Source organism: Mesorhizobium sp. B2-6-2, from assembly GCF_006440615.1.
In the GTDB taxonomy this organism is placed as follows: Bacteria; Pseudomonadota; Alphaproteobacteria; order Rhizobiales; family Rhizobiaceae; genus Mesorhizobium.
In genome coordinates, this window is record NZ_VFUG01000002.1 from 12,397 (window position 1) to 37,508 (window position 25,112).

The window sequence follows — 25,112 nt, forward strand, 5'->3', positions numbered from 1 at the left end:
AGGCCCGTCATTCATCTGGGAAAGGCGTTCTCCAGGACGCAACCCACAACAAGCATCCGAACGCAGGGAAGAAACGATGGAAAAAGCCGAAATCGGCCTGATCGGCCTTGGCACGATGGGTTCCAACCTGGCGCTCAACATCGCCGAGCACGGGCACCGCATCGCCGTCTTCAACCGCACGCCATCGCGCACCGACGCCTTTGTCGATAGTGCCGGTTCGCTGAGGGACATGGTCGTTCCCTGCTACAGCCTGGAGGAGCTCGCCGCTGCGATCCGGCCGCCGCGGCCGATCATCATCATGGTGCTGGCCGGCAAGCCGGTCGACGAGCAGATCGCGGCGCTGGGCGGCGTGCTGTCGGCCAACGACATCGTCGTCGATGCCGGGAACGCCAATTTCCGCGACACGATGCGCCGCTTCTCAGAGCTGTCCGGCTCGGGCCTGACCTTCATCGGCATGGGCGTGTCGGGCGGCGAGGAGGGCGCGCGGCACGGCCCCTCGATCATGGTCGGCGGCACGGAAGAATCCTGGAAGCGCGTCGAGAAAGTGCTGACGGCGATCTCGGCCAAGTTCAAGGACGAGCCCTGCGCCGCCTGGCTCGGCACCGACGGCGCCGGCCATTTCGTCAAGACCATCCACAACGGCATCGAATATGCCGACATGCAGATGATCGCCGAGATCTACGGCATCCTGCGCGACGGCCTCGACATGGCGCCGAAGGAGATCGGCAAGGTTTTCGAAGAATGGAACAGAGGCCGGCTCAACTCCTACCTGATCGAGATCACCGCAAAAGTTCTCGCCGCCGACGATCCCAAGACCGGCAAGCCGGTTGCCGACATCATCCTCGACCGCGCCGGGCAGAAGGGCACCGGCAAATGGTCGGTCATCGAAGCGCAGCAGCTCGGCATTCCGGCGACGGCGATCGAGGCGGCGGTCGCGGCCCGCGTGCTGTCCTCAATCAAGGACGAGCGGCAGGCGGCGGAAAAGGCCTACGGCAATATCGGTGTCGAGAAGATTTCCGGCGACAGGGGCGCGCTGCTCAAGGACCTGGAGCTGGCATTGTTCGCCGGCAAGATCGCGGCTTACGCGCAAGGTTTCGCGGTGATGAGCGGCGCTTCCAAGGAATTCAACTGGAACCTGCCCATGCCGACCATCGCCAAGATCTGGCGCGCCGGCTGCATCATCCGCTCGCAGATGCTTGACACGATGGCCGAGGCCTTCGGTTCGGGCGGCGCTTCCACCAATCTGCTGATGGCGCCGGCCTTCATCGCCATGATGAAGGAGGCGCATCCGTCGCTGAGGCGCATCGTGGCACGCGCCTCCGAAGCCGGCTCGCCGGTGCCGGCACTGTCGTCGGCGCTCGCCTATTTCGACAGCTACCGCCAAGGACGCGGCACCTCGAACCTGATCCAGGCGCAGCGCGACTTCTTCGGCGCGCACGGCTTCGAGCGCATCGGGGAAGAGGGGGCGTTTCATGGCCCATGGGGGAGTGGGGCCGCCTAGGGCCAGGTGAGGCCGGCCTGCAAATGGCGGCGTCCTGCGCTTCCGGTGCTCACGTACTTTAAGTACGCTCCGCTCCGGTTCTCGGAAGCCACCATTTTCGACTCGGCCTGACCTGCCCCTCAAGTCGCGCCAATCAACCACGGTAAGGCAAAACCTCGCTCGGCGTGCTGAGCGATTGCAGCGTGCCTGGATCGGCGCCGCCGATCCAGCCGAGCACGGCGCGGGCGAGCTCGGAGCCGGCGAGCCGGAAATTCTCGTTGACGACGAGCAGCTCTCGCCGGAACAGATGCAGCAATTCCGACGATTGTTTCGACACCACGTCGACGTCGCGGCCGAGCTTCAGCCCGGCGTCCTCGATGCCGGCCACGATGGCGAGCGTCGCTGCGGCAGCGCTGCTGACGAAGCCGTCCGGACGGTCCTTGCGCCGCATCAATTGCGCGGTCCGCATCCTGATCTGCTCGATCGACTGATCGATGGAGACGGTGTTGAACGGCACCTCGCTGGCACCCACCTCGCTCAGCGCATCGGCAAAGCCGGCGACCGTATGGCCGTGATAGGTGAGGCCGACCGGAGGCGTCACCAGGGCAAGCCGGTTGCGGCCCCTGCCGGCGAGATAGCGGACTGCTTCGCCGGCAAAGGCGTAATTGTCGAAGTCGTGATAGGGATGCACCAGCCCCATGTCGGTGCGGCCATGCGTGGCGAAAGGAATGCCGCGCTCCAGCATATAGCGCGCCCGTGGATCGTTGGGCTGGGTGCGCGAGATGATGACGCCGTCGGCCGAGCCCGTCTCGACCAGATAGCGCACCGGGTCCAGCGGATCCTGCGAGCGCGAATAGGGCGTGACGATCAGATGGTAGGGCGTGTCTGCTATCACCTCGGTAACGCCGTAGATGATGTCCGAGACGAAGCTCATGAGCTCGTGCTCGGTGTTCAGCACAAGCGATATCACGTTGGTCTTGCCGGTTCTCAAGCGTACGCCGGCGCGGTTCGGGCGGTAGCCGATCTGCTTGGCGACGAGCTGGACGCGGCGCCTTGTCTCGGCGCCGATCTCGGGCGCATCCTTCAGCGCGCGCGAGACCGTCGTGACGCCCAGCCCGGTCATGAAGGCAAGCGTCTTCAGCGTCGGCCGTTCCTTGCCCGACGTGTCGTCGTCGCCCTTCTTCGTTATCCGTCTATCCATCGTCCCGCCCGTCAGGCGCATAGCAGTCGCGGGGCCGACCGGCAATCGTGCGGCGGTGACATTTGCGCGACCTTCAGTTTGCGGCTCGGCTCAATATACTGAAACGTTACAGATTGCCAATCTTCGTGATCGACCGGCGAGATCGAACCCTCTGAATCACAGATGCGGAGAGGGCCGAAGCTCGCTGGAATCACAAAGAAATATCGGTCCGAGCCTGCTTTTTGCACCAATCGTCTGATCCGACACCGGCATTGCCGCCTCGGAAAAAAGATTTTGTTCGCGCCGCGAAAAAATCTTGACCGACCGTAAGGCGAGGGGTTGCCTAGGCGGATCATTTGCCGTATCGAAAATCTGTAACGTTTCAGATTCTGGGAGGAGCCGAAATGCGATACAAAATCCTGACTGCCGCCTTTGCCGCGACAGTTGCGCTCAACTTCGCCGGCCCGGCGGCCGCGACCGACCTGGAAGTCACCCATTGGTGGACTTCCGGCGGCGAGGCGGCGGCGGTGGCCGAGCTTGCCAAGGCGTTCGACGCGACGGGCAACCACTGGGTCGACGGCGCCATCGCAGGCTCCGGCGGCACGGCGCGGCCGATCATGATCAGCCGCATCACCGGCGGGGATCCAATGGGCGCCACCCAGTTCAACCACGGCCGCCAGGCGGAGGAGCTGGTGCAGGCCGGGCTGATGCGCGACCTCACCGATATCGCCACCAAGGACAAGTGGACGGAGATCGTGCGGCCGAAGAGCCTGCTCGATAGCTGCACCATCGACGGCAAGATCTATTGCGTGCCGGTCAACATCCATTCCTGGCAATGGCTGTGGCTGTCCAACGAGGCCTTCCAGAAGGCCGGCCTGCCAGTGCCGAAGGACTGGAATGAATTCGTGGCGGATGCGCCGGCGCTGGAAAAGGCGGGCATCATTCCGCTCGCGGTCGGCGGACAGGCCTGGCAAGCCTCGGGCGCCTTCGACGTGCTGATGGCCGCGACCGCGGGCACCGACACGTTCCTCAAGGTCTACAAGGACAAGGATGCCACCTTCGCGGCAGGCCCGGAGATCGCCAAGGTGTTCAAGGCGGCGGACGACGCCCGCAAGATGGCCAAGAACACCAATGTGCAGGACTGGAACCAGGCCACCAATCTGGTCATCACCGGCAAGGCCGCCGGCCAGATCATGGGCGACTGGGCGCAGGGCGAGTTCCAGGTCGCCGGTAAGACCGCCGGCAAGGACTATACCTGCCTGCCCGGCCTCGGCCTGAACGAGGTCATCGCCACCGGCGGCGACGCCTTCTACTTCCCGCTGCTGAAAGATGCCGACAAGTCCAAGGCCCAGGAGGTGCTGGCCGAGACGCTGCTCGATCCGAAGACGCAAGTCGCCTTCAACCTCAAGAAGGGCTCGCTGCCGGTGCGTGGCGACGTCGACCTCAACGCGGCGAACGACTGCATGAAGAAGGGCCTCGCCATCCTCGCCAAGGGCGCCGTCATGCCGTGGACGGACCAACTGCTTTCGCAGGACAGCCAGAAGCAGAAGGAGGACCTGTTCTCCGAGTTCTTCGCCAAGCCGGACATGACGGTCGAAGAAGCGCAGAAGCGCTTCGCCGCCATCATCGCTTCGGCCGATTGATCTACCGGCGCCCCGCCAGCTCCCGGCCCCTGCCTATCGGGGGTTGGGAGCATGATGTCCTCATTGCCCCAGCCCGGCTGTCGAGATGAGCAATAGCGAACGCCCCAACCAGCTTTTCCGTAACCTCAATGCGAAGATCGCATCGATTCCGATGGTGCTCACCGCGCTTGTGGTGTTCGTCGGCGGCACGGCGTGGACGGTTCTCTACTCCTTCACCAATTCGAAGCTGCTGCCACGGCTCAACTTCGTCGGGCTCGACCAGTATCACCGGTTGTGGGCGACGCCGCGCTGGCTGATCTCGATCGAGAACCTCCTGATCTACGGCGTGATCTCGCTGGTGTTCTCGCTGGTGATCGGCTTCGTCCTGGCGGCGCTGCTCGACCAGAAGATCCGCTTCGAGGATACGTTCCGCACCATCTTCCTCTATCCCTTCGCGCTGTCCTTCATCGTCACCGGGCTGGTCTGGCAATGGCTGCTCAACCCGGATTTCGGCATCCAGCGCGTCGTGCGCGACCTCGGCTGGACGAGCTTCAGCTTCGACCCGCTCTATAATTCCAGCATCGTCATCTACGGCATTTCCATCGCCGCGCTCTGGCAGGGCACGGGGCTGATCATGTGCCTGATGCTTGCCGGTCTGCGCGGCATCGACGAAGACATATGGAAGGCGGCGCGAGTGGACGGCATCCCGATGTGGAAGACCTACCTGTTCATCGTCATCCCGATGATGCGGCCGGTCTTCATCACCACGCTCGTCATCATCGCCGCCGGCATCGTCAAGGTCTATGATCTCGTCGTGGCGCAGACCAGCGGCGGGCCGGGCATCGCCTCCGAGGTGCCGGCAAAATACGTCTACGACTACATGTTCTTCGCCCAGAATCTCGGCCAGGGTTTCGCCGCCTCGACCATGATGCTGCTCTCGGTGATGATCGTCATCGTGCCATGGGCCTATCTCGAATTCGGAGGCCGCCGGCGTGGTTGATGTCGCTGCCTCCCCATCCGATGCGGGCGTCCTTCCGCGCGACGACGCCGGGCCCGCCGGAGCGAAGCCGCGGCATGCGCTCTCGCGCCGCAACATCTTCCTCTACGGCACGCTGATCGTCGTGGCGCTCTATTACCTTTTGCCGCTCTACGTGATGATCGTCACGTCGCTGAAGGGCATGCCGGAAATCCGCCTCGGCAACATCTTCTCGCCGCCGGTGGAAATCACCTTCGAACCCTGGGTGAAGGCCTGGGCGACCGCCTGCACCGGCCTCAACTGCGACGGGCTCTCGCGCGGTTTCTGGAATTCGGTGCGCATCACCGTGCCGTCGGTGCTGCTGTCGATCGCGATCGCCTCGGTGAACGGCTATGCCTTGGCCAACTGGCGCTTCAAGGGCGCCGACACCTTCTTCATCATCCTGATCGTCGGTGCCTTCATCCCCTACCAGGTGATGATCTACCCGATCGTCATCATCTTGCGCGAGATCGGCATATACGGCACGCTGACCGGCCTTGTGATCGTGCATTCGATCTTCGGCATGCCGATCCTGACGCTCTTGTTCCGCAACTATTTCACGTCGATGCCGGAGGAACTGTTCCGCGCGGCGCGCGTCGACGGCGCCGGTTTCTGGGGCATCTATCTGCGCATCATGCTGCCAATGTCGCTGCCGATCTTCGTCGTCGCCATCATCCTGCAGGTCACCGGCATCTGGAACGACTTCCTGTTCGGCGTCGTCTACACGCGCCCCGACACCTATCCGATGACGGTGCAGCTCAACAACATCGTCAATTCGGTGCAAGGCGTGAAGGAATACAATGTCAACATGGCGGCTACCATCCTGACCGGCCTTGTGCCGCTCATCGTCTATTTCATTTCCGGCAAGCTCTTCGTGCGCGGCATCGCCGCCGGCGCGGTGAAAGGATGATGATGGCAGCGGCAATCGCCAATCCCAGCGTTTCGATCCAGGACCTGTCGCTCAATTTCGGTGTGATGTCGGTGCTGAAGACGCTCAATCTCGACGTCGCCGAGGGCGAGTTCATCGTGCTTCTGGGACCGTCCGGCTGCGGCAAATCCACCTTGCTCAACTGCATCGCCGGCCTGCTCGACATTTCAGAAGGTCGCATCTTCATCAAAGGCAAGAACGTCACCTGGGAGGAGCCGAAGGACCGGGGCATCGGCATGGTCTTCCAGTCCTACGCGCTTTATCCGCAGATGACGGTCGAGAAGAACCTTTCCTTCGGCCTGCGCGTTGCCGGCGTGCCGAAAGAGGAGATCGCCAAGCGCATCGCGCGCGCCGCCGAGATCCTGCAGATCGAGCCGCTGCTGCAGAGGAAGCCCTCGGCGCTCTCCGGCGGCCAGCGCCAGCGCGTGGCGATCGGGCGGGCACTGGTGCGCGACGTCGACGTCTTCCTGTTCGACGAGCCGCTCTCCAATCTCGATGCCAAGCTGCGGGCGGAACTGCGCGTCGAGATCAAGCTTTTGCACCGCAAGCTCGAAAACACCATGATTTACGTCACTCACGACCAGATCGAGGCGATGACGCTCGCCGACCGCATCGCGGTGATGAAGGGCGGCGTCATCCAGCAGCTCGATGCGCCGCAGACCATCTACAACCGTCCGGTCAACCGCTTCGTCGCCGGTTTCCTCGGCTCGCCGGCGATGAATTTTCTCAAAGGGGAACTGGAGACGGGCGCCACGCCGACGTTCAAGGGCGATGGCGTTTCCGTGCCGCTCGACCGCTATCAGTTCGAGGGCGACGGTGGCCGCACGGCCAAGTCCTGCGTGTTCGGCATCCGGCCCGAGCACATCGCCTTCGGCGAAGCCGCCAAGGCGATGCCGTTTACCGCCGAATCGACCGTCGAGATCGTCGACCCGATGGGGTCCGATACGCTGGTGTGGACGAAGCTCGCCGGCCAGATCATCTCCTTCCGCGTCGAGGCCGACAAGACGCTGCGCAACGGCGAAGCGATCCGCATAGGCTTCGATCCGGCGCGCGCCTCGCTCTTCGACGCTCAAACCGACAGCCGCCTTTAACGCCCAAAACCATCCCCCAAGCAGAACGGACAGGACATGAACTGGTCATTCCAACTCTACAGCGCCCGCAACTTTCAACCATGGAACGGCGTGGTGAAAATGCTCGGCGAGCTCGGCTACAGCCAGGTCGAAGGCTTTGGCGGCGTCTATGACGACCCGAAGGCGTTTCGCGCCGAGCTCGACAAGAACGGGCTTGCGATGCCGACCGGGCATTTCTCGATCGATGCGCTGGAGAACGATTTCGACGGCGTGCGCAAGATCGCCGACGCGCTCGGCATCACGCTGCTGATCTGCCCCTATCTGATGCCCGATCAGCGCCCGTCCGACACCGCCGGCTGGCGCGGCTTCGGCGAGCGCCTGGCCAAGGTCGGCGAGACGGCAAAAAAGGCAGGCTATGGCTTTGCCTGGCACAACCACGATTTCGAGTTCAAGGCGCTTGCGGACGGCTCGCTGCCGCAGGATCACATCCTGTCCGCGGCACCCGACATCGGCTGGGAAATGGACGTCGCCTGGGTGGTGCGCGGCGGCGCCGATCCGCTGCCCTGGATCGAGAAGCACGGCAAGCGCATCGTCGCCGTCCATGTCAAGGACATGGCGAAGCCGGGCGAGGGGCTGGACGAGGATGGCTGGTCCGATGTCGGTCACGGCACGATCGACTGGGCGGGTCTGTTCAAGACGTTGCGCGCCAAGAGCGCGGCGCAGTATTTCATCATGGAGCAGGACAACCCCAACGACATCGAGCGCTATGCCCGACGCTCGATCGCGGCAGCCAAGAGCTGGCAGGAGTAATCGAAATGGCAGACAAACTTGGCATCGGCGTCATCGGCTGCGGGAACATCTCGAAGGCATATTTCTCGCTGGCGCCGCTGTTCCGCGGCATCAAGATGCGTGCCTGCGCGGATATCAACATGGAGGCCGCGAAAGCGCGGGCGAAGGAGTTCAAGCTGCGCGCCGAGGGGGTCAACGACCTGCTCAAGGACGACGAGATCGACATCATCGTCAACCTGACGGTTCCAGCCGTGCATTACGAAATCTCCAAAGCGGTGCTCGACGCCGGCAAGCATGTCTATTCGGAAAAGCCGTTCGTGCTGTCGATCGAGGAAGGGCTCGATCTCAAGAAACGGGCCGAGAAGAAGGGTCTGCGCATCGGTTCGGCGCCGGACACGTTCCTCGGCGGCGCGCACCAACTGGTCCGCGATCTCATCGACAGCGGCAAGCTCGGCGCGATCACCAGCGGCACCTGCCATGTGATGGGCCACGGCATGGAGCACTGGCACCCCAACCCGGATTTCTTCTTCCAGCCGGGCGCCGGTCCGGTGCTCGACATCGGGCCATACTATGTCACCAACCTGATCCAGCTGATCGGGCCGGTAAAGCAGGTGGCCGCCTTCGCGACGACGCCGGCCAAGGAGCGCACCATCAGCTCCAAACCGCGGGCGGGCGAGAAGATCCCGGTCAACACGCCGACCACCATCCATGCGCTACTGGAATTCGCGAATGGCGCGGTGATCACGCTCAATACCTCCTGGGACGTCTGGAGCCATGGGCACGCGCCGATGGAACTCTACGGCGAATTGGGCACCGTCTTCGTGCCGGATCCGAATTTCTTCGGCGGCGATGTACGCTTCACCGATTCGGCCAAGCCGGTAAAGAAGCTGCCCAAGTGGAACCATCCGTTCGGCGTGCCGAACGAGATGCACGGCCAAGGCATGATGGCGAACTATCGCACCGCCGGCCTTGCCGACATGGCAATCGCGATTGCCGAAGGGCGGCCGCATCGCTGCTCGATGGAGCTGGCGCTGCACGCCGTCGATGTCATGACCGGCATCCTGCGCTCGGGCGAAAGCGGCAATTATGTCGCCATGCAGACGACCTGCGAGCGGCCGGCCGCGCTCGGCGTCAAGGACGCGAAGGCGTTGCTGGCGAAAAAAAAGTAGGTGGCAACCCCCTCTCCCCGTTCCGGCGGGGAGAGGGTAAGGGTTAGGGGCAAGCATCGATTCAAATCAGGTTGGCGGTGGTCGCCGCGCCGTTTCGATCCCGAGGATTTCCCATGCCCTATGTCGCCGCCGAAAACCGCTACGAGAAGATGATCTATAATCGCTGCGGACGGTCCGGCGTGAAGCTGCCGGCGATCTCGCTCGGGCTATGGCACAATTTCGGCAACGATACGCCGCACAGGACCAAGCAGGCGATCGTGCGCAAGGCCTTCGACCTCGGTATCACGCATTTCGATCTCGCCAACAATTACGGCCCGCCGCCCGGCTCGGCGGAAACCGCGTTCGGCGAGATTCTGCGCACCGATTTCGCCGCCTATCGCGACGAGATGATCATCTCGACCAAGGCCGGCTACGAGATGTGGGCCGGTCCGTACGGCGAATGGGGCAGCCGCAAATATGTGCTGGCCAGCCTCGACCAGAGCCTCAAGCGCATGGGGCTCGACTATGTCGATATCTTCTATTCGCACCGTTTCGATCCCGAGACGCCGCTCGAAGAAACGATGGGCGCGCTCGACCACGCGGTGCGCTCGGGCAAGGCGCTCTATGCCGGCATCTCGTCCTACAACTCGCAGCGCACGCGGGAAGCAGCCGACATTTTGCGCCAGCTCGGCACCCCTTGCCTCATCCACCAGCCGAGCTATTCGATGCTCAACCGCTGGGTCGAGGAGGATGGGCTGCTCGACACGCTGGAGGGGCTCGGCATCGGCTCGATCGTGTTCTCGCCGCTGGCGCAGGGCATGCTGACCGACAAATATCTCGGCGGCATCCCCGAGGGCAGCCGCGCATCCCAGGGCAAGTCGTTGCGACCGGCCTTCATCAACGACAAGTCGATCGTCAACATCAAGGCGCTCAACGCCATTGCCGGCCGCCGCGGCCAGACCTTGGCGCAGATGGCGCTGGCCTGGGTGCTGCGCAAAGGCCGCGTGACCACGGCGCTGATCGGGGCCAGCCGGCCGGAACAGGTCGAGGATTGCGTCGGCGCGCTCAAGGCGCTCGAGTTCTCCGACGCCGAGCTGGCCGAGATCGACAGCCACGCCCGCGAGTCCGACATCAACCTCTGGGCGGCTTCGGCCGAACGCAAGGGGCCGCCGCGCAAGTAGCGATCAGCTGGCGAATCATCTCGTCGGGGCGCGCACCAGAAGGGATGCGCTGCGGAAACAGTGGCAAAATCGCTCGTTCGTCGTTATCTCAGGGGAATTGAAGTCGTTCGCGAGATCTGCCGCGAGCGTCGATTGGGCGAACAAGATGACGGCAAGAGATGCGCTGACCAAGAACCAGCTCTGCGTGCTCGAGAAGCTCGAGGCGTCCAGCGGGCCGCTCAGCGCCTATACTTTGCTCGACCAGCTGCGCGAGCGCGGTTTCCGCGCGCCGCTGCAGGTCTACCGGGCGCTCGACACGCTGGTGAAGTCCGGCTTCGTGCATCGGCTCGAAAGCCTCAACTCCTTCGTCGCCTGCGCCGAGCCGCACGACCACAGCCATTCGATGACGGCCTTCGCCATTTGCGACAATTGCGGCCAGGTGACCGAGATGTCCGACCACGACGTCGGCCACCGGCTGGACGAATGGGTGCGCTCGACGGGATTTGCGGCCAAGAAGGCGGTGATCGAGTTTCGCGGTGTGTGCGCCAAGTGTAGGGCTGAGGCGGCGTAAGCCATCACTTCGTCATACTAGGGCGAAGCAAGGAGCGAAGCGACGCGCGCAGACCCTGGTATCCATGCCGTGACACGCACGCGCCGCCACGCCGCAGAATCTGGATCAAAGAGCCTGGCAAGGCTCTCCGCAACCGCCGCGTTTTACGGCCTGCGTCACGGCATGGATCCTCGGGTCTTCGCCGCGTCGCTTCGCTCCTTGCTCCGCCCGTGGATGACGAACGAACGTGAGGCGTCAATGCGCCTCGTCCCAGTTGTTCGCCGCTCGCGCGTCGACATGCAGCGGCACCGACATCGAGACCGCCGGCATCGGCGCGTTTTCCATGACGCGGCGCACGACGGGGATTGTCGCCTCGACCTCCGCTTCGACTGTCTCGAAGATCAGCTCGTCATGCACCTGCAACAGCATGCGGGCGGAGAGCTTCGCCTTCTCCAGCGCTTCTTCCATATGGACCATGGCGCGGCGGATGATGTCGGCGGCGGTGCCTTGGAGTCTGGCGTTGATTGAGGCGCGCTCGTTGAAGGCGCGCACCGACGGGTTGGAAGCCCTTATCTCCGGATAGTGGATGCGGCGGCCGAAGATCGTCTCGACGAAACCGTTCTCCCGCGCATAGGCCTTGGTCTCCTCGATATAGTCCCGGATGCCGGGAAAACGCTCGAAATAGCGTTTGATGTAGGCGCCCGCCTCCTCGCGCGGGATCGACAGCTGGTTGGCGAGGCCGAAGGCCGAGATGCCGTAGATGATGCCGAAATTGATCGCCTTGGCGCGCCGGCGCACCTCCGAAGGCATGCCTTCGACCGGCACGTTGAACATTTCCGACGCGGTGATGGCATGGATGTCGGCGCCGTCGGCGAAGGCCTGCTTGAGCTGCGGGATTTCGGCGACATGGGCAAGCACGCGGAGCTCGATCTGGCTGTAGTCGGCCGAGACCAGCTTGTGGCCTTTCTCCGCAATAAAGGCGGTCCTGATCTTGCGCCCTTCCGCCGTGCGCACCGGGATGTTCTGCAGATTGGGGTCGGAGGACGACAGGCGCCCGGTGGTGGTCGCTGCCAGCGCATAGGAAGTGTGGACGCGGTTGGTGCCGGGGTTGATGAAACCGGGCAGCGCGTCGGTATAGGTCGATTTCAGCTTGGTGAGCTGGCGCCAGTCGACGATCTTGCGCGGCAGCTCGTGGCCCTCGGCGGCGAGATCTTCCAAAAGCTGTGCCGAGGTCGACCATTGACCGGTCTTGGTCTTCGAGCCGCCCGGCAGGCCCATCTTGCCGAACAATATGTCGCCGAGCTGTTTCGGTGAGCCGATGTTGATGCGCTCGCCGACGATCCCGTAGATCTCTTCCTCGACGCGAGCCGCGCCCTGCGCCAATTCGCCGGAGAGCCGCGACAGGATCTGGCGGTCGACCGAGATGCCGCGCTGCTCCATGCGGGCGAGCACCGGCACCAGCGGCCGCTCCAGACGCTCATAGACGGAAACGAGGCCCTTGGCGGCCAGTCTCGGCTTCAGCACCTGCCAGAGCTGGAGCGCCAGGTCGGCCTGCTCGCCGGCATAGGCGGTCGCGCGTTCGATATCGACCTGATCGAAGCCGATGGCGCTCTTACCCGAGCCGGCGAGTTCCTTCTTCGAGGCCGGCGCGTGGCCGAGCCACTTCTCCGATAGCGAGACGAGGTCGTGACCGCCGGATGTGCCCGCGTCGAGCACGTAGGAGATCAGCATCGTGTCGTCGAACGGGCCGACCTCGATGCCGTGCCGGCTCATCACGACGATGTCGTATTTCATATCCTGGACGATCTTGAGGACCGATCGGTCCTCAAGCAGCGGCTTCAGCAGCGCCAGCGCCTTGCGGACCGGGATCTGGTTCTCCAGCATGCCGCCGCCGAGCAGGTCGCCATTGCCGCTCTTGTGGGCGAGCGGCACATAGACGGCGCGGCCAGGCGCGAGCGCCATGGAAAGGCCGATCAGGTCCGCCCGCATCGGGTCGGACGAGCTGGTCTCGGCGTCGAACGCAAGGACACCGGCCTCGCGGGCTTCGGCTATCCAGGCCTCGAGCGCTGCCGCGTCGCGAATGGGCGCATAGGCCGAAGGGTCGATCTTGCGAGCGGCCGCCTGCTCCAGCCGCAGGGCAGAGAGGAGCGATGGGGTGTCGCCTTGCGGCGGCGCGTCCTCGCCCCTGACCGGCGCAGCCGGTTTTAAAGCATCGTTCGGCGCGGCCGCCGGCCTTGGCACCGGCGGTGCGCCGGCGCCGACATCGGGGCCATGCGCGGTATCGGCGCGCTCGATTGTGACGGCGGTGGCCTGGACGTCGCCAACGTCCGTTGCGGTCGCTTCGGCGACGCGTCGGGTCAGCGTGGTGAACTCCATCGTCTTCAGGAAGCCGATCAGCTTCGGGCCATCCGGCGCATGCAGGACAAGGTCGTCCAATCCTTCCCTTAGCGGTACGTCGTTCTTCAACGTCACCAACTCGCGCGAGATGCGCGCCTTGTCGGCATTGGCGATGATGGTCTCGCGGCGCTTGTCCTGCTTGATCTCGGAAGCGCGCGCCAGCAGCCCGTCAAGGTCGCCGAACTGTTCGAGCAATTGCGCCGCGGTTTTCGGGCCAATGCCGGGCACGCCCGGGACGTTGTCGACCGAGTCGCCGGTCAGCGCCTGCAGGTCGATCATCTTTTCGGGCGGCACGCCCCATTTCTCGATCACCTCGGGAATGCCGATCTGGCGATCCTTCATCGGGTCGTACATGCCGACGGTCGGACCGACCAGCTGCATCAGATCCTTGTCGGAGGAGATGATGGTGGTATCGGCGCCGGCTTCGCAAGCCAGCCGGCAATAAGTCGCGATGATATCGTCGGCCTCAAAACCCTCCGTCTCTATGCAAGGGACATTGAAGGCCGCGGTCGCCTGGCGGATCAGGCCGAATTGCGGGATCAGGTCTTCCGGCGGCGCGGAGCGGTTGGCCTTGTATTCGGGGTAGAGATCGCTGCGGAAGGTTTTCGACGAATAGTCGAAGATGACGGCGAAATGCGTCGGCACCACGCCGACATCGGTGTTGCGGGCGTCCTGCATCAGCTTCCACACCATGTTGCAGAAGCCGAGCACGGCGCTGGTCGGCAGGCCGTCGGATTTGCGGTTGAGCGGCGGCAGCGCGTGATAGGCGCGGAAAATGTAGCCGGAGCCGTCGACGAGGAAGAGGTGATCGCCTTTTTTCATGCCGGCAGGGATAGCGCGGCCCGGCTTCGCGGTCCATGGCTAAGGCTGTGGAACCCACCGGTTCGGGCAACACCCCTGACACATCCTGTCCGGTTGGAAATTTGCCGCTCACGGGCATGTTACAAAAGTGTAATTTTCGTGCCCTTGAATCGCCATGTTCACGGACCCAAATACACGTCATCGGCAGTTTTTCGCCGAAGTCCGGAGTAAGGCCCGTCCCCCGCCTATCCCGGGCAATTGCGGCAGCCTATCCCCCCTCTCCGGGCTGCCGCATCGTTTCGAGTAAAGACCGCCGTGGTTCCCCCTCCACCACGGCGGTTCTTTTTTGCCTTCAGGCAAGCCTTTCCCGCTTGGTCCAATGATCGCGGGCTTTTCGTTTTCGGCATGGCCCTTTAGGGTCTGCCCAAATCGAAAGGCAAAGCGCATGTCCAGAATCTCCCCCGTCCTCGACCGTCTCGACCAGAATCTCGACCAGAGCCTGGAGCGGCTGTTCGGCCTGCTCGGCATCAGGTCGATCTCCACCGATCCGGCCTTTGCCGCCGATTGCCGCACGGGTGCCGAATGGCTGGTCGCCGAGCTCAAGCTGATCGGCTTCGACGCCAGTATGCGCGATACGCCCGGACATCCGATGGTGGTGGCGCATCACGAGGGACCGGAGGGCGCGCCGCATGTGCTGTTCTACGGCCACTACGACGTCCAGCCGGTCGATCCGATCGAATTGTGGGAAACCGATCCGTTCGCGCCGTCGGTCAAGGAGCTCGAGCCCGGCCGCAAGGTGATCACCGGGCGCGGCTCGGCCGACGACAAGGGGCAGTTGATGACCTTCGTCGAGGCCTGCCGCGCGTGGAAGCAGGTGCATGGCAACCTGCCCTGCCGCGTCACCATCCTGTTCGAGGGCGAGGAGGAATCCGGCTCGCCGTCGCTGAAGCCGTTCCTGGAAGCCAACGCCGCCGAGCTGAAGGCGGATTTCGCGCTGGTCTGCGACACCAGCATGTGGAACCGCGAGACGCCGTCGATCTGCGTGTCGCTGCGCGGCATGGTCGGCGAGGAGGTCACCGTCAAGGCGGCCAACCGCGACCTGCATTCGGGCCTCTATGGCGGTCCCGCCGCCAATCCGATCCGGATCCTGGCCAAGGTGCTGGCCGATATTCACGACAAGGACGGCCACATCACCATTCCAGGCTTCTATGACGGCGTCGAGGAGACGCCTTCGCAGGTGCTGAAATCCTGGGAGGGACTTGGCGAGACGGCCGAGACCTTCCTCGGACCAGTCGGCCTCTCCATTCCGGCCGGCGAGAAGGGGCGCTCGCTGCTCGAGCTCACCTGGGCGCGGCCGACGGCCGAATTTAACGGCATCATCGGCGGTTATACCGGCAAGGGTTTCAAGACGGTGATCTCGGCGCAAGCGTCGGCGAAAGTGTCGTTCCGGCTAGTGCACAAGCAGGATCCGAAGAAGATCCGCGCCGCCTTCCAGGCCTTCGTGCGCGAGCGCATCCCGGCCGATTGCTCGGTCGAATTCCACCCGCATGGCGGCTCGCCGGCGATCCAGCTTTCCTACGATTCGCCGTTCCTGGCCAAGGCCAAGGATGCGCTGTCCGACGAATGGGAGAAGCAGGCGGTCACCACCGGCGGTGGCGGCTCCATTCCCGTGGTCGGCGATTTCCAGACCTATCTCGGCATGGAATCGCTGCTGGTCGGCTTCGGCCTCGACGACGACCGCATTCATTCGCCGAACGAGAAGTATGAGCTGACCTCGTTCCACAAGGGGCAGCGGTCCTGGGCGCGCATTCTCGACGCGCTGACCCGCTGAGCGAAAATCACGAAAGCCTTGAGATTCAACTTTCTGTTGATTTTTCTCCGGATCGCGGCGAGGACGAATTAGCTAGCGCGAAGTGCTGCGGCGTTGCGAGGATGCGCAACGCGCGCAGGCGCGACCCGGAGAAGAGAATGACCGATATCCGTTTCCACAAAAACGATCTGCCCGACCTGTCGCGATACAATGTCGGGGCGGTGGCCATCGACACGGAAACGCTGGGGCTCAACCCGCATCGCGACCGGCTCTGCGTGGTGCAGATTTCGCCCGGCGACGGCAGCGCCGATGTCATCCAGATCGCACCAGGCCAGAAGGAGGCGCCGAACCTCGCCAGCCTGTTGCGAAACAACACGATCACCAAGCTGTTTCACTACGGCCGCTTCGACATCGCCGTGCTCTACCATGCCTTCGGCGTGATGGCCGAGCCGGTGTTCTGCACCAAGATCGCCTCGCGGCTCACCCGCACCTATACCGACCGCCACGGGCTGAAGGATCTCTGCGGCGAACTGCTCGGCATCGGCCTGTCCAAGGTGCAGCAATCCTCCGACTGGGCGGCCGAAATGCTCTCGCCCGAACAGCTCGAATATGCCGCCTCGGACGTGCTCTACCTGCACAGGCTGCGCGAGGTGCTGGGCGCGCGCCTGGCGCGCGAGAACCGCACCAAGGAGGCGGACGCCTGCTTCCGTTTCCTGCCGACGCGCGCCAAGCTCGACCTTATGGGCTGGGCTGAGGAAGATATTTTCGCGCATAGTTGAGGGACGAAGGTCCGTCGACCCAGCCCGTGGAGAAGTGAAATGGCAGAGCGCAGACCGATAGAAAGCGCGCCGAAGGACGGCTCCAAAGTAACGATCATGTGGAAGGACCGCGACGGCGTCGTCAACGAATCCGTCGGGCAATATCGCGACGGCGGCTGGTGGGTCTACACCGACAGCGACACGCAGAAGAAGGTCGATCCGACGAGCTGGCGGCCGGCATCCGATCATGGGAACGACGAGCAGTAGGCGATCCTGGCCCGACAATTTCAAAGCGGGCACGAGGCTCGGCCGCAACAAGGGGGGCGCAATGAGGCAGAACACGCTCTATCTCGTCATCGGTGCGCTGGTCGCGGTTGTCATCGCGCTCGGCATCTATGTCTATCGCGAGCAGACCAGGCCAAAAGGCGTCGAGCTCAAGATCGACGACAAGGGCATTTCGATCCAGCAGAATTGACCATGGTGGCCAGCCGGGAGACCGGCGCCGTGAGGGGCTAGACCGGCTTTGCGAGACGACATTGCGCCGGGGGGATTTCGGCCGGAGATACAGGGGCTGCGCGGGCTTGCCGTCGCCTTTGTGGTGATTTTCCACATCTGGCCGGCAGCGCTTCCCGGCGGCTATGTCGGGGTCGACATCTTCTTCGTCATCTCCGGCTTCCTGATCACCGGCCTGCTCACCCGCATGGCGCTCAGCGAGGACGGCATCTCGCTGGCCGGCTTTTACACGCGCCGGGTCAGGCGGCTGCTGCCGGCGGCGATCGTCGCCCTCTTGGTCACGCTCGCAGGAACGCTGCTGTTCGTGTCGGACGCATGGTGGGAAGAAACCGCCAGACAGGTGATCGCAAGCGCGCTCTACATGCAGAACTGGCGGCTTGCCGAACAGGCCGTGGATTATCTCGGTGCCGAGGACGCGCCGAGCCCCGTGCAGCATTTCTGGTCGCTGTCGATCGAGGAGCAGTTCTATATCGCCTGGCCGCTGCTTATGATGGCGGCGCTGTGGTGCGCCAGGCGTCGCGGACATTCGCCGATGCAGACGCTCGTCTTCGTGCTCGGCGTGGTCATGGCGGGCTCGCTCGCGGCTTCCGTCGCTCTCACCCGATCCGATCCGGCTTGGGCCTATTTCGTCAGCCATACGCGGGTCTGGGAGCTGGCCCTCGGTGGGCTGCTGGCGCTCATCCCCGACCGCTTCCGGCCAAACGGCCGCGTGCGGACAGCGATGGCTGTCGCCGGCATCTTGGCGGCGCTCGCATCGGCGATGCTGTTTTCAAGGTCGACCGATTTTCCGGGCTTCAAGGCGCTGCTGCCGACACTTGGCGCGGCATTGATCATTGCGGCCGGCGGCGTACGCATGGGCCGCTTCCGTGGGCTCGACATCGCCATGCTGCGCTATGTCGGCGATCGCTCTTATTCGATCTATCTGTGGCATTGGCCGCTGATCATTTTTTACGTCGCGCAGCGCGGCGCGATCAATCTTGCCGATGGTCTTCTGCTGATCGCCGCCACCCTGGTGGTTTCCGAACTCTCCTACCGCTTCGTCGAACAGCCCTATCGCCATTCGCGCTCGTCCCTGGCATGGCGGCCGCTGATCGACGGCACTGTGGCGGTGGGGTTGTGCGTGGCGGTGGCCGGCGGACTCGTCCATGCGATCGACCGGCAGCCCATCGATACCGGCCTGATTGGAACGCCGAATTATCCGGGACCTGCTGCCTTGCAGGCGAACGCTGCCGTTCCCGACGGTGTCAAGCCATTGCCGCCCTTGAGCAAGATCGGCAGCGATGTGCCCATCATCTACACGATGAAATGTCACCAGGAGCAGAAGGGAACTGACGCGACCGGTTGCCTGCTCGGCGACCCGGCGGGGACGAGAACCATCGTCGTGATGGGCGATTCCCACGCGGCGCAATGGGTGCCGGCAGTCGACAAAATCGCCAAGGACAGAAATTGGAGGCTCGTCACCTTCACCAAGGCGGCATGCCCGGTAACCCGGGTCACCATCCTTGACGACGCCAAGCCGTACGAGCAATGCGCGCTGTGGCGGGAGAAAGTTCTCGCCGAAATCGCCAAATTGAAGCCCGATTTCGTGATCACCAGCCAGAGCAACTATACCAGCGTTACCCAAGGTGCGATGATTGAGGGATTGCGCAGCGTCTGGGGCGAGCTCACAAATCAGGGCGTGCGCGTCATCGCCATCCGCAACACACCTTTCAGCCTGTTCGACCCGCGCACCTGCCTGGGCACGGACCCGGCCAAATGCATCAATCCGCGCGCCGAGGTCGAACGGCAAAACATCTACGCGCTCGCCGCCCGGTCCGTGGCCGGGGTGACATTGGTCGACATGAACGATGCGCTATGCAGCGAGGAGAGCTGCCCGGCGGTGGTCGGCAACATCGTCGTGCTGCGCGACAACCATCATCTCACGGCAACCTACGCGCTGGCGCTGGCGCCTTATCTGGCAAAGGCAGCGGGACTTTGAGCAACCGTCCGCCCGCGATGATACGGCGTCCCGCAGGCGATCGATTCGACAGCGAAGGATGGTGCGATGCCGTTGGATTTAGAAAATCCTAAGGGTTTTCACAAGGCTGCATAAACCCTGCTTTAACCCGCCCTTAAATCGCCGCATCTAGTCTTCAACCCGAACGCCATCGGCACCCGGGGGCAAGCTAGCAAGAGCGCATGGCGAACCGCAGAGACAGTCGCATCGAACCGAGCTTCGAGGAGGCGCCGCGCGCGAAATCCTCCGAAGGCTTTTCGGTGAGCGAGGAGGATCGCGTCGTGCCGCGCACCCGTAAATCCACAGCAAAAGGCAAATCCGCCAAGGCGAAAATCTCACGCCGCGGGCGGGGCGGAAGCCGGCGGGGCTTGCTCGGCATCGCCACCCGCCTGGTCTACTGGTGCTTCGTGCTCTGTATCTGGGGCGGCATCGCTGCGGCCGGCATCGTCGTCTATTACGGCGCCAAGATGCCGGCGGCGACCACCTGGTCGATCCCCGACCGCGCGCCCAACATCAAGATCGTCTCGGTCGATGGCGGGCTGATCGCCAATCGCGGCATGTCGGGCGGCGAGGCCGTCGGCCTGCACGAAATGTCGCCTTACATCCCGCAAGCCGTCGTCGCCATCGAGGACCGCCGCTTCTATTCGCATTTCGGCATCGATCCGATCGGGCTTTCCCGCGCCATGGTCACCAATGTTCTCGGCGGCCATTTCTCCCAGGGCGGCTCGACGCTGACGCAGCAGCTGGCCAAGAACCTGTTCCTGACGCCGGACCGCACGCTGGAACGCAAGGTGCAGGAAGTGCTTCTGGCGCTGTGGCTGGAGCACAAGCACAGCAAGGACCAGATCCTCGAAATGTACCTCAACCGGGTTTATTTCGGATCCGGAGCCTATGGCGTGGAAGCGGCTTCGCGGCGCTATTTCGGCAAGAGCGCGCGCGACGTGAGCCTTTCCGAGGCAGCACTGCTGGCGGGCCTGCTCAAGGCACCGTCCAAGCTTTCGCCGGCGCGCGACCCGAAGGCGGCCGAGGAGCGGGCGCAGCTCGTGCTCGCGGCCATGCGCGCGGAAGGCAAGATCAGCGACAAGGAATACAAGGTGGCGCTGAGCGCGCCGGCGACGCGCGCGCCGTCCTACTGGACCGGCTCCGAGAACTATGTCGCCGACACGGTGATGGAGGAGCTTCCCGATCTCATCGGCGACGTGCGCGGCGACATCATCGTCGACACCACTGTCGACTTGACCCTGCAGAAGCTTGCCGAACAATCGATCCGCCGGCTGATCGACGAAAGCGGCAAGAAGCTCAACGTCACGCAGGGCGCGCTGGTGTCGATCGACGATTCCGGCGCGGTGCGCGCCATGGTCGGCGGCTATGATTATTCGACCAGCCAGTTCGACCGCGCCTCGGAAGCGCGCCGGCAGCCAGGCTCGGCCTTCAAGCCATTTGTCTACATGGCGGCGCTGGAGGCCGGCCGCACGCCGGACAGCGTGCGCAACGACGCGCCGATCAAGATCGGCAAATGGACGCCGGACAATTACGGCGGCAAATATTACGGCAAGGTGACGCTGGCGACGGCGCTGGCCAAGTCGCTGAATTCGGTGGCGGCGCAGCTCACCATGGAAGTCGGGCCCGACGCGGTGGTGGAAGCAGCGCATCGCATGGGCATCCAGTCCGACCTGCAGGCCAACACCTCGATCGCGCTCGGCACCTCGGAGGTGACGCCGCTGGAGCTGACTTCCGCCTATGTCCCGTTCGCCAATGGCGGCTACAAGCCGGACGTCCATTTCATCCGCCGCATCACCACCGGCGAGGGCAAGGTGCTTTACGAGAACAGCGGCGGCAGCGCGCCGCGCGTCATCAAGGCCGATGTCGTCGGCATGATGAATTCGATGATGACCGGCACGGTCGAGATCGGCACCGCCAAGAAGGCGGCCTTCAACTGGCCGTCGGCCGGCAAGACCGGCACCAGCCAGAACTCGCGCGACGCCTGGTTCGTCGGCTACACCGCCAATCTCACGACGGGCGTGTGGTTCGGCAATGACGACGGCAGCCCGATGAAGAAGGTCACCGGCGGCGCCCTGCCGGCGCAGGCTTGGCACGAATTCATGGTGGCCGCACATGAGGGCGTGCCGGTGCGGCCGCTGCCCGGCACCTGGAAGTCGACGCCGTCCGACACGATCGTGCCGGACGAGACCCCGTCGGCGGACGCCTCGCAGCCGCCGGCTGCGCCGCCCGCGGCTGTCGGCCAGTCACAGCCTGCTGCTCCATCACAGCCTGTCGCCCAGGCGCCCGCGCGTCCGGTGCGGACCACGCGACCCGCCGAGACCGTCGATGCCGCCGGCTTCGGCATGCCGAGCGACAGCGGCGAAACCGCCTCGATCAAGCATCCGGTGCCGCCCGGCAATGTCGGCGGCCCGACGAAAAAGCGACAGACTTCGATCCTCGATATTCTGGGCGGCGGTTAGAGCGGCAACTTCACCTCTCGTAATGGCAAGCGCCTTCGGCTACATGTCCGGCCGGAGACAAAACCATGGCCGAGACTGACAGCAGAAAAACCATTGTGCTCACCGGCGCCAGCCGCGGTATCGGCCATGCAACGGTGAAGCGCTTTTCGCGCGAGGGCTGGCGCGTCATCACCTGCTCGCGGCAGGCCTTTGCCGAGGATTGCCCGTGGCCGGCCGGCCCCGAGGACCACATCAAAGTCGACCTCGCCGACCAGGAAGATGTCGGCATCGCCGTTTCGGAAATCCGTCACCGGCTGGAGGCGCATGGCGGGCAGCTGCACGCCCTGGTCAACAATGCCGGCATCTCGCCGAAGCTGAAAGACGGCAGGCGCATGGACTCGATCGAGACGCCGATGCATGTCTGGCGCGACGTGTTCCAGGTCAATTTCTTCGCGCCGATCATGCTGGCAAGAGGGCTGTTCAAGGAGCTCGCCGCCGCCAAAGGCTCGATTGTCAATGTCACCTCGATCGCCGGCACCCGTGTGCATCCTTTCGCCGGCACGGCCTATGCGACGTCGAAAGCGGCGCTTGGCTCGCTAACGCGCGAGATGGCGCATGATTTCGGCCCGCACGGCATCCGCGTCAACGCCATCGCGCCGGGCGAGATCGACACCGCGATCCTGTCGCCCGGCACCGACAGAATAGTCGAGACGATCCCGCTGAGACGGCTGGGCGCCACCTCGGAAGTTGCCGACATCATCTTCTTCCTGTGCTCGGGCCAGGCGTCCTACGTCACCGGCTCGGAGATCCACATCAATGGCGGCCAGCACGTTTGATGGCTGACTTCAGGTCATGGTGACAACGGCCTTGCCGCTGAAGCTGCGCTGCCGTAGCGCGTCCAGGGCCCGGCCGATGTCCGCCCACGGCACCGTCATGGCCACGCGGGTCTCCAGCCGGTCGGCCGCGACAAGATCGAGCAGCGCGGCGATGTCGGCGCCGATGGCTGAACCGGACGTGTAATAGGCGAAGGTCTGTAGCCGCGCGCCTTCGTGGCCGGGAACGAATTGGCGGAATCCGATAGGCGTGAGCTCGCCGCTGCTCGAACCGAACATGACGATGGTCCCGCCGGGCGCAATGCGTTCGATCGCATCGGCGAGGCTTTTGCCGCCAACCGACTCGGTGATCAGCGAAAAGGGTCCCTCGGCCAGTTCGATCGACTCGACGAGCTGCCCGGCGCCCAGATCGCGAAGATCATCGTGGTGCCGGGCCGAAGCGACCGCTGTCACTGAAGCGCCTTGCTCGCTGGCGATCTGGACCTGGAAGCGGCCGACCGCGCCGCTCGCGCCGGTGATCAGGACCTGCTGTCCAGCGAGATTGCCACCATGGCGCAAGGTCCTCAGCGCCGTCGTGCCCGCCACGGGAAGCGTGGCTGCGGCGGCGAAGCTGACTGCGTCCGGCACGACGGCAAGACGATCGGTCGGAACGGCCACCCGTTCAGCCCAGCCGGCCTGGTCGACCAAGGCGGCAACGCGCGTGCCCGCGGTCGGGCCTGAGCCATCGGCCGCCGCGCGCTCGACAATGCCGACGATGTCCTGGCCAGGTATCCATCCGTCGGGTCGTATGCCGAGCAGGCGCAGCTCGCCACGATTCAACGATGTTGCATGAACGGCCACCAATGCTTCATTTCCATTGCAGTTTGGCTGATCGACCTCGGCGAGCTTCAGCCGGTCGGGGCTGTCGGAAGAAATGGCGAGAGCGAGCATGGCCCCTCCTTTTGAAATTGGCGTTTGGAATTGGCTGGAGCCTATCGACTTCCGTGGTCGAAGAATTTAGAGATAAAGCCAGATGATCGCTGAAAGCAGTCAAGAATGAGACAGCCGCTTCGCTGGCCCTGGCTGGATTTCGACGTCGACGACGTGGCCGCGCCGGCGATGGCTGTTGGCGTCGATGTCACCGAGACCAGGGCCGAGGCGCGTGAGCATTGGCATCGCAAGGGGCAGCTCGTCGTCGCGCTCGGCGGCGGCGTTATCTGCCGCGTTCCGAGCGGGCTTTGGATGGTGCCGCCGCATTGCGGGGTGTGGGTGCCGAGCCGCATGGAACACAGCAACATCGCGACGGCGAACGCGCGGATTTTCTTCGTCTATATCGAGCCCGGCGCCGCCGACCTGCCGGACCGGTGCTGCACGCTTTTGATCTCGCCTCTGCTGCGCGAGCTGATCATCGAACTGTCGGAGTGCGCGCCGGACGATGCGCGCGGCAATTTCCTGGGAAGCGTGCTGCTCGCGGAACTGCCGCGTATGCCTGTCCAGCAATTGCATTTGCCGATCTCGGCCGAGCCGCGGCTGCGTCGGATCGCCGAAGCATTGGCCGACGACCCCGCCGATCGCAGCACGCTGGCGGAGTGGGCGGACCGCGTGGCGCTCAGCGAGAGCAGCCTGGCACGCCTCGTCGTGAAGGAGACTGGCTTAAGTTTCGGGCGCTGGCGCCAGCAGCTGCAGCTGATCGTCGCGCTCAGGGAGCTGTCTTCCGGCGCCAGCGTGCAGCAGGTGTCGGGCGATCTCGGTTATGAATCCGTGACCGCCTTCATCACCATGTTCAAGAAGGCGCTGGGCAAGCCGCCGGCGAAATATCTCAGCGATATCGCGCAGAATGGTGGTTCCGCGTTCCTGGCCTGACATCGATCAAGCGGGCTGCGGGTTGATCTCCATGGCAGGCCCGGCCCGATCGACGGTCTTGCCGGTCACCACCTCGACGATCCCTCGGGCGATCTCGCGCTCGCCCATGGTCACGATGCCGGGCCCAGCCCTTTGAGGTGCTCGACCTCGGCGTCGAAATGAGCGCGGGCGACGTCGATCCCCGGATTGGCCGCGCGGGGAGGCGGCTTCGGGACGCTGTCTTGCCCCAAGCCGCTTTCCTTTCGCCGCTTCATGCCGCCTGGAGCAGGTTCTCGATGTCGGGAATCGTATGGTTGGTGAGCGTCTTGGGGATTTCCGCCTGCACCTTCTCGCAAACCTCCTTGTGCAGTTTCTGGCGCATCTCGCCAAGCACCTGCGGCGGCGCGATCAGCACGACCGCGTCGAACGCGCCCCGATGCGCCAGCTTGTAGAGCCGGTCGGCAATGTCGACGGCGAAGCGTTCCTTGCCGAGACGGTGCCAGTCGGTCTCCTCAATGGCGCTGCGAGGTCCCTCGTTGCTGTACCGGCCCGGCTTTCCGCTGCCTTGCTCGCGCGTGGCGGGATTGTCCTGCTCCATCTCCTGCACCACTTCCAGGTTCGGGAACTTGCTGTCGCCCCGGTTGCGCAGGAAGAGCGCCTTTTCGCCATCGGCCACGATGACCCACAGTCCGTGTTTCAGCTTGATGCTCATGGCGTTCCTCCTTGCCTGCTGCTTGCCGATAGATGGAGCTTGGGATCGGCAAATGGATTGCTAGGCAAACGAGCCGCGAGGCATGATT

General features: G+C 64.1%; 21 protein-coding genes and 1 pseudogene. 17 read left to right on the forward strand and 5 right to left on the reverse strand.

Features of this window, described 5'->3' with window-relative positions; translation table 11 throughout:
* Positions 1 to 13 precede the first annotated feature (13 nt).
* Positions 14 to 1,501: an NADP-dependent phosphogluconate dehydrogenase gene (gndA, locus tag FJ419_RS05400; protein ID WP_281405818.1), complete on the forward strand. Its 1,488-nt coding sequence runs from the start codon at positions 14 to 16 to the stop codon at positions 1,499 to 1,501.
* A gap of 133 nt (positions 1,502 to 1,634) precedes the next feature.
* Here the strand turns inward: gndA and FJ419_RS05405 are convergent, their stop codons facing one another.
* Entirely contained in the window at positions 1,635 to 2,681 is a 1,047-nt protein-coding gene (locus FJ419_RS05405; RefSeq protein WP_095769304.1) for a LacI family transcriptional regulator, read from the reverse strand.
* Between the two features lie 383 nt (positions 2,682 to 3,064).
* On the opposite strand from FJ419_RS05405, the gene FJ419_RS05410 reads away from it, so the two are divergent.
* The 8 genes from FJ419_RS05410 to FJ419_RS05445 all read left to right on the forward strand — a co-directional run bounded on the left by FJ419_RS05410 (position 3,065) and on the right by FJ419_RS05445 (position 10,963).
* A complete protein-coding gene (locus tag FJ419_RS05410; protein ID WP_140688198.1) occupies positions 3,065 to 4,303 on the forward strand; it encodes an ABC transporter substrate-binding protein in 1,239 nt (412 codons plus the stop codon).
* A gap of 85 nt (positions 4,304 to 4,388) precedes the next feature.
* Entirely contained in the window at positions 4,389 to 5,282 is an 894-nt protein-coding gene (locus FJ419_RS05415) for a sugar ABC transporter permease (RefSeq protein WP_140544557.1), read from the forward strand.
* Positions 5,275 to 6,207: a carbohydrate ABC transporter permease gene (locus FJ419_RS05420; RefSeq protein ID WP_140688200.1), complete on the forward strand. Its 933-nt coding sequence runs from the start codon at positions 5,275 to 5,277 to the stop codon at positions 6,205 to 6,207. Before FJ419_RS05415 ends, FJ419_RS05420 begins: the two co-directional genes overlap by 8 nt.
* The gene (locus tag FJ419_RS05425) at positions 6,207 to 7,316 is read left to right on the forward strand and encodes an ABC transporter ATP-binding protein (protein ID WP_181170620.1); all 1,110 of its coding nucleotides are present in this window, start codon (positions 6,207 to 6,209) and stop codon (positions 7,314 to 7,316) included. Before FJ419_RS05420 ends, FJ419_RS05425 begins: the two co-directional genes overlap by 1 nt.
* Before the next feature lie 36 nt (positions 7,317 to 7,352).
* Positions 7,353 to 8,105: a sugar phosphate isomerase/epimerase gene (locus FJ419_RS05430; protein ID WP_140688202.1), complete on the forward strand. Its 753-nt coding sequence runs from the start codon at positions 7,353 to 7,355 to the stop codon at positions 8,103 to 8,105.
* Positions 8,106 to 8,110: 5 nt separating this feature from the next.
* Positions 8,111 to 9,253 (forward strand): Gfo/Idh/MocA family oxidoreductase, encoded by a 1,143-nt coding sequence (locus FJ419_RS05435; protein ID WP_140688204.1) that lies wholly within the window; start codon positions 8,111 to 8,113, stop codon positions 9,251 to 9,253.
* Between the two features lie 113 nt (positions 9,254 to 9,366).
* Complete coding sequence (gene mgrA, locus FJ419_RS05440; RefSeq protein WP_140688206.1) at positions 9,367 to 10,413, forward strand: L-glyceraldehyde 3-phosphate reductase; 1,047 nt, start codon at positions 9,367 to 9,369, stop codon at positions 10,411 to 10,413.
* 145 nt (positions 10,414 to 10,558) lie between these two features.
* Positions 10,559 to 10,963, forward strand: a complete 405-nt coding sequence (locus FJ419_RS05445) for a Fur family transcriptional regulator (RefSeq protein ID WP_042640862.1) — start codon at positions 10,559 to 10,561, stop codon at positions 10,961 to 10,963.
* A 234-nt stretch (positions 10,964 to 11,197) separates the two neighbouring features.
* On the opposite strand, the gene polA is transcribed toward FJ419_RS05445, so the two are convergent.
* Entirely contained in the window at positions 11,198 to 14,161 is a 2,964-nt protein-coding gene (polA, locus tag FJ419_RS05450; RefSeq protein ID WP_140688208.1) for a DNA polymerase I, read from the reverse strand.
* A 424-nt stretch (positions 14,162 to 14,585) separates the two neighbouring features.
* Here polA and FJ419_RS05455 point away from each other — a divergent pair, with 424 nt between their 5' ends.
* From FJ419_RS05455 to FJ419_RS05485, 7 genes are all read left to right on the forward strand, one after another.
* Positions 14,586 to 15,971 (forward strand): M20/M25/M40 family metallo-hydrolase, encoded by a 1,386-nt coding sequence (locus FJ419_RS05455; protein WP_140688210.1) that lies wholly within the window; start codon positions 14,586 to 14,588, stop codon positions 15,969 to 15,971.
* 137 nt (positions 15,972 to 16,108) lie between these two features.
* On the forward strand, positions 16,109 to 16,729 hold the full coding sequence (locus FJ419_RS05460) for a ribonuclease D (protein WP_140688212.1): 621 nt from the start codon (positions 16,109 to 16,111) through the stop codon (positions 16,727 to 16,729).
* Positions 16,730 to 16,768: 39 nt separating this feature from the next.
* Positions 16,769 to 16,975 (forward strand): hypothetical protein, encoded by a 207-nt coding sequence (locus FJ419_RS05465; RefSeq protein ID WP_140688215.1) that lies wholly within the window; start codon positions 16,769 to 16,771, stop codon positions 16,973 to 16,975.
* Between the two features lie 61 nt (positions 16,976 to 17,036).
* A complete protein-coding gene (locus FJ419_RS05470; protein WP_140635595.1) occupies positions 17,037 to 17,183 on the forward strand; it encodes a hypothetical protein in 147 nt (48 codons plus the stop codon).
* A gap of 48 nt (positions 17,184 to 17,231) precedes the next feature.
* A complete protein-coding gene (locus tag FJ419_RS05475) occupies positions 17,232 to 19,199 on the forward strand; it encodes an acyltransferase family protein (protein ID WP_140688217.1) in 1,968 nt (655 codons plus the stop codon).
* A 200-nt stretch (positions 19,200 to 19,399) separates the two neighbouring features.
* A complete protein-coding gene (locus tag FJ419_RS05480) occupies positions 19,400 to 21,679 on the forward strand; it encodes a transglycosylase domain-containing protein (RefSeq protein ID WP_140688219.1) in 2,280 nt (759 codons plus the stop codon).
* Between the two features lie 65 nt (positions 21,680 to 21,744).
* Positions 21,745 to 22,494: an SDR family oxidoreductase gene (locus FJ419_RS05485; RefSeq protein ID WP_095769240.1), complete on the forward strand. Its 750-nt coding sequence runs from the start codon at positions 21,745 to 21,747 to the stop codon at positions 22,492 to 22,494.
* 9 nt (positions 22,495 to 22,503) lie between these two features.
* Here the strand turns inward: FJ419_RS05485 and FJ419_RS05490 are convergent, their stop codons facing one another.
* On the reverse strand, positions 22,504 to 23,421 hold the full coding sequence (locus FJ419_RS05490; protein WP_140688221.1) for a zinc-binding dehydrogenase: 918 nt from the start codon (positions 23,419 to 23,421) through the stop codon (positions 22,504 to 22,506).
* Positions 23,422 to 23,526: 105 nt separating this feature from the next.
* Between FJ419_RS05490 and FJ419_RS05495 the strand changes: the two genes are divergently transcribed.
* A complete protein-coding gene (locus FJ419_RS05495) occupies positions 23,527 to 24,333 on the forward strand; it encodes a helix-turn-helix transcriptional regulator (protein WP_140688223.1) in 807 nt (268 codons plus the stop codon).
* 6 nt (positions 24,334 to 24,339) lie between these two features.
* On the opposite strand, the pseudogene FJ419_RS05500 reads toward FJ419_RS05495, so the two are convergent.
* Both FJ419_RS05500 and FJ419_RS05505 read right to left on the reverse strand, forming a co-directional pair.
* Positions 24,340 to 24,530 (reverse strand): annotated as a pseudogene (locus FJ419_RS05500) (hypothetical protein); the annotation flags it as partial.
* A gap of 53 nt (positions 24,531 to 24,583) precedes the next feature.
* Positions 24,584 to 25,024, reverse strand: coding sequence for a host attachment family protein (locus FJ419_RS05505; protein ID WP_140546625.1), 441 nt, complete (start codon positions 25,022 to 25,024; stop codon positions 24,584 to 24,586).
* Positions 25,025 to 25,112 lie beyond the last annotated feature (88 nt).

Coding starts and splice junctions, on each gene's coding strand:
- FJ419_RS05495 (WP_140688223.1), top strand. CDS start 23,527: ATGAGACAGCCGCTTCGCTGGCCCTGGCTGGATTTCGACGTCGACGAC.
- FJ419_RS05425 (WP_181170620.1), top strand. CDS start 6,207: ATGATGGCAGCGGCAATCGCCAATCCCAGCGTTTCGATCCAGGACCTG.
- FJ419_RS05460 (WP_140688212.1), top strand. CDS start 16,109: ATGACCGATATCCGTTTCCACAAAAACGATCTGCCCGACCTGTCGCGA.
- FJ419_RS05430 (WP_140688202.1), top strand. CDS start 7,353: ATGAACTGGTCATTCCAACTCTACAGCGCCCGCAACTTTCAACCATGG.
- FJ419_RS05505 (WP_140546625.1), bottom strand. CDS start 25,024: ATGAGCATCAAGCTGAAACACGGACTGTGGGTCATCGTGGCCGATGGC.
- polA (WP_140688208.1), bottom strand. CDS start 14,161: ATGAAAAAAGGCGATCACCTCTTCCTCGTCGACGGCTCCGGCTACATT.
- FJ419_RS05470 (WP_140635595.1), top strand. CDS start 17,037: ATGAGGCAGAACACGCTCTATCTCGTCATCGGTGCGCTGGTCGCGGTT.
- mgrA (WP_140688206.1), top strand. CDS start 9,367: ATGCCCTATGTCGCCGCCGAAAACCGCTACGAGAAGATGATCTATAAT.
- FJ419_RS05410 (WP_140688198.1), top strand. CDS start 3,065: ATGCGATACAAAATCCTGACTGCCGCCTTTGCCGCGACAGTTGCGCTC.
- FJ419_RS05485 (WP_095769240.1), top strand. CDS start 21,745: ATGGCCGAGACTGACAGCAGAAAAACCATTGTGCTCACCGGCGCCAGC.
- FJ419_RS05435 (WP_140688204.1), top strand. CDS start 8,111: ATGGCAGACAAACTTGGCATCGGCGTCATCGGCTGCGGGAACATCTCG.
- FJ419_RS05465 (WP_140688215.1), top strand. CDS start 16,769: ATGGCAGAGCGCAGACCGATAGAAAGCGCGCCGAAGGACGGCTCCAAA.
- FJ419_RS05405 (WP_095769304.1), bottom strand. CDS start 2,681: ATGGATAGACGGATAACGAAGAAGGGCGACGACGACACGTCGGGCAAG.
- FJ419_RS05480 (WP_140688219.1), top strand. CDS start 19,400: ATGGCGAACCGCAGAGACAGTCGCATCGAACCGAGCTTCGAGGAGGCG.
- FJ419_RS05490 (WP_140688221.1), bottom strand. CDS start 23,421: ATGCTCGCTCTCGCCATTTCTTCCGACAGCCCCGACCGGCTGAAGCTC.
- FJ419_RS05445 (WP_042640862.1), top strand. CDS start 10,559: ATGACGGCAAGAGATGCGCTGACCAAGAACCAGCTCTGCGTGCTCGAG.
- FJ419_RS05415 (WP_140544557.1), top strand. CDS start 4,389: ATGAGCAATAGCGAACGCCCCAACCAGCTTTTCCGTAACCTCAATGCG.
- FJ419_RS05455 (WP_140688210.1), top strand. CDS start 14,586: ATGTCCAGAATCTCCCCCGTCCTCGACCGTCTCGACCAGAATCTCGAC.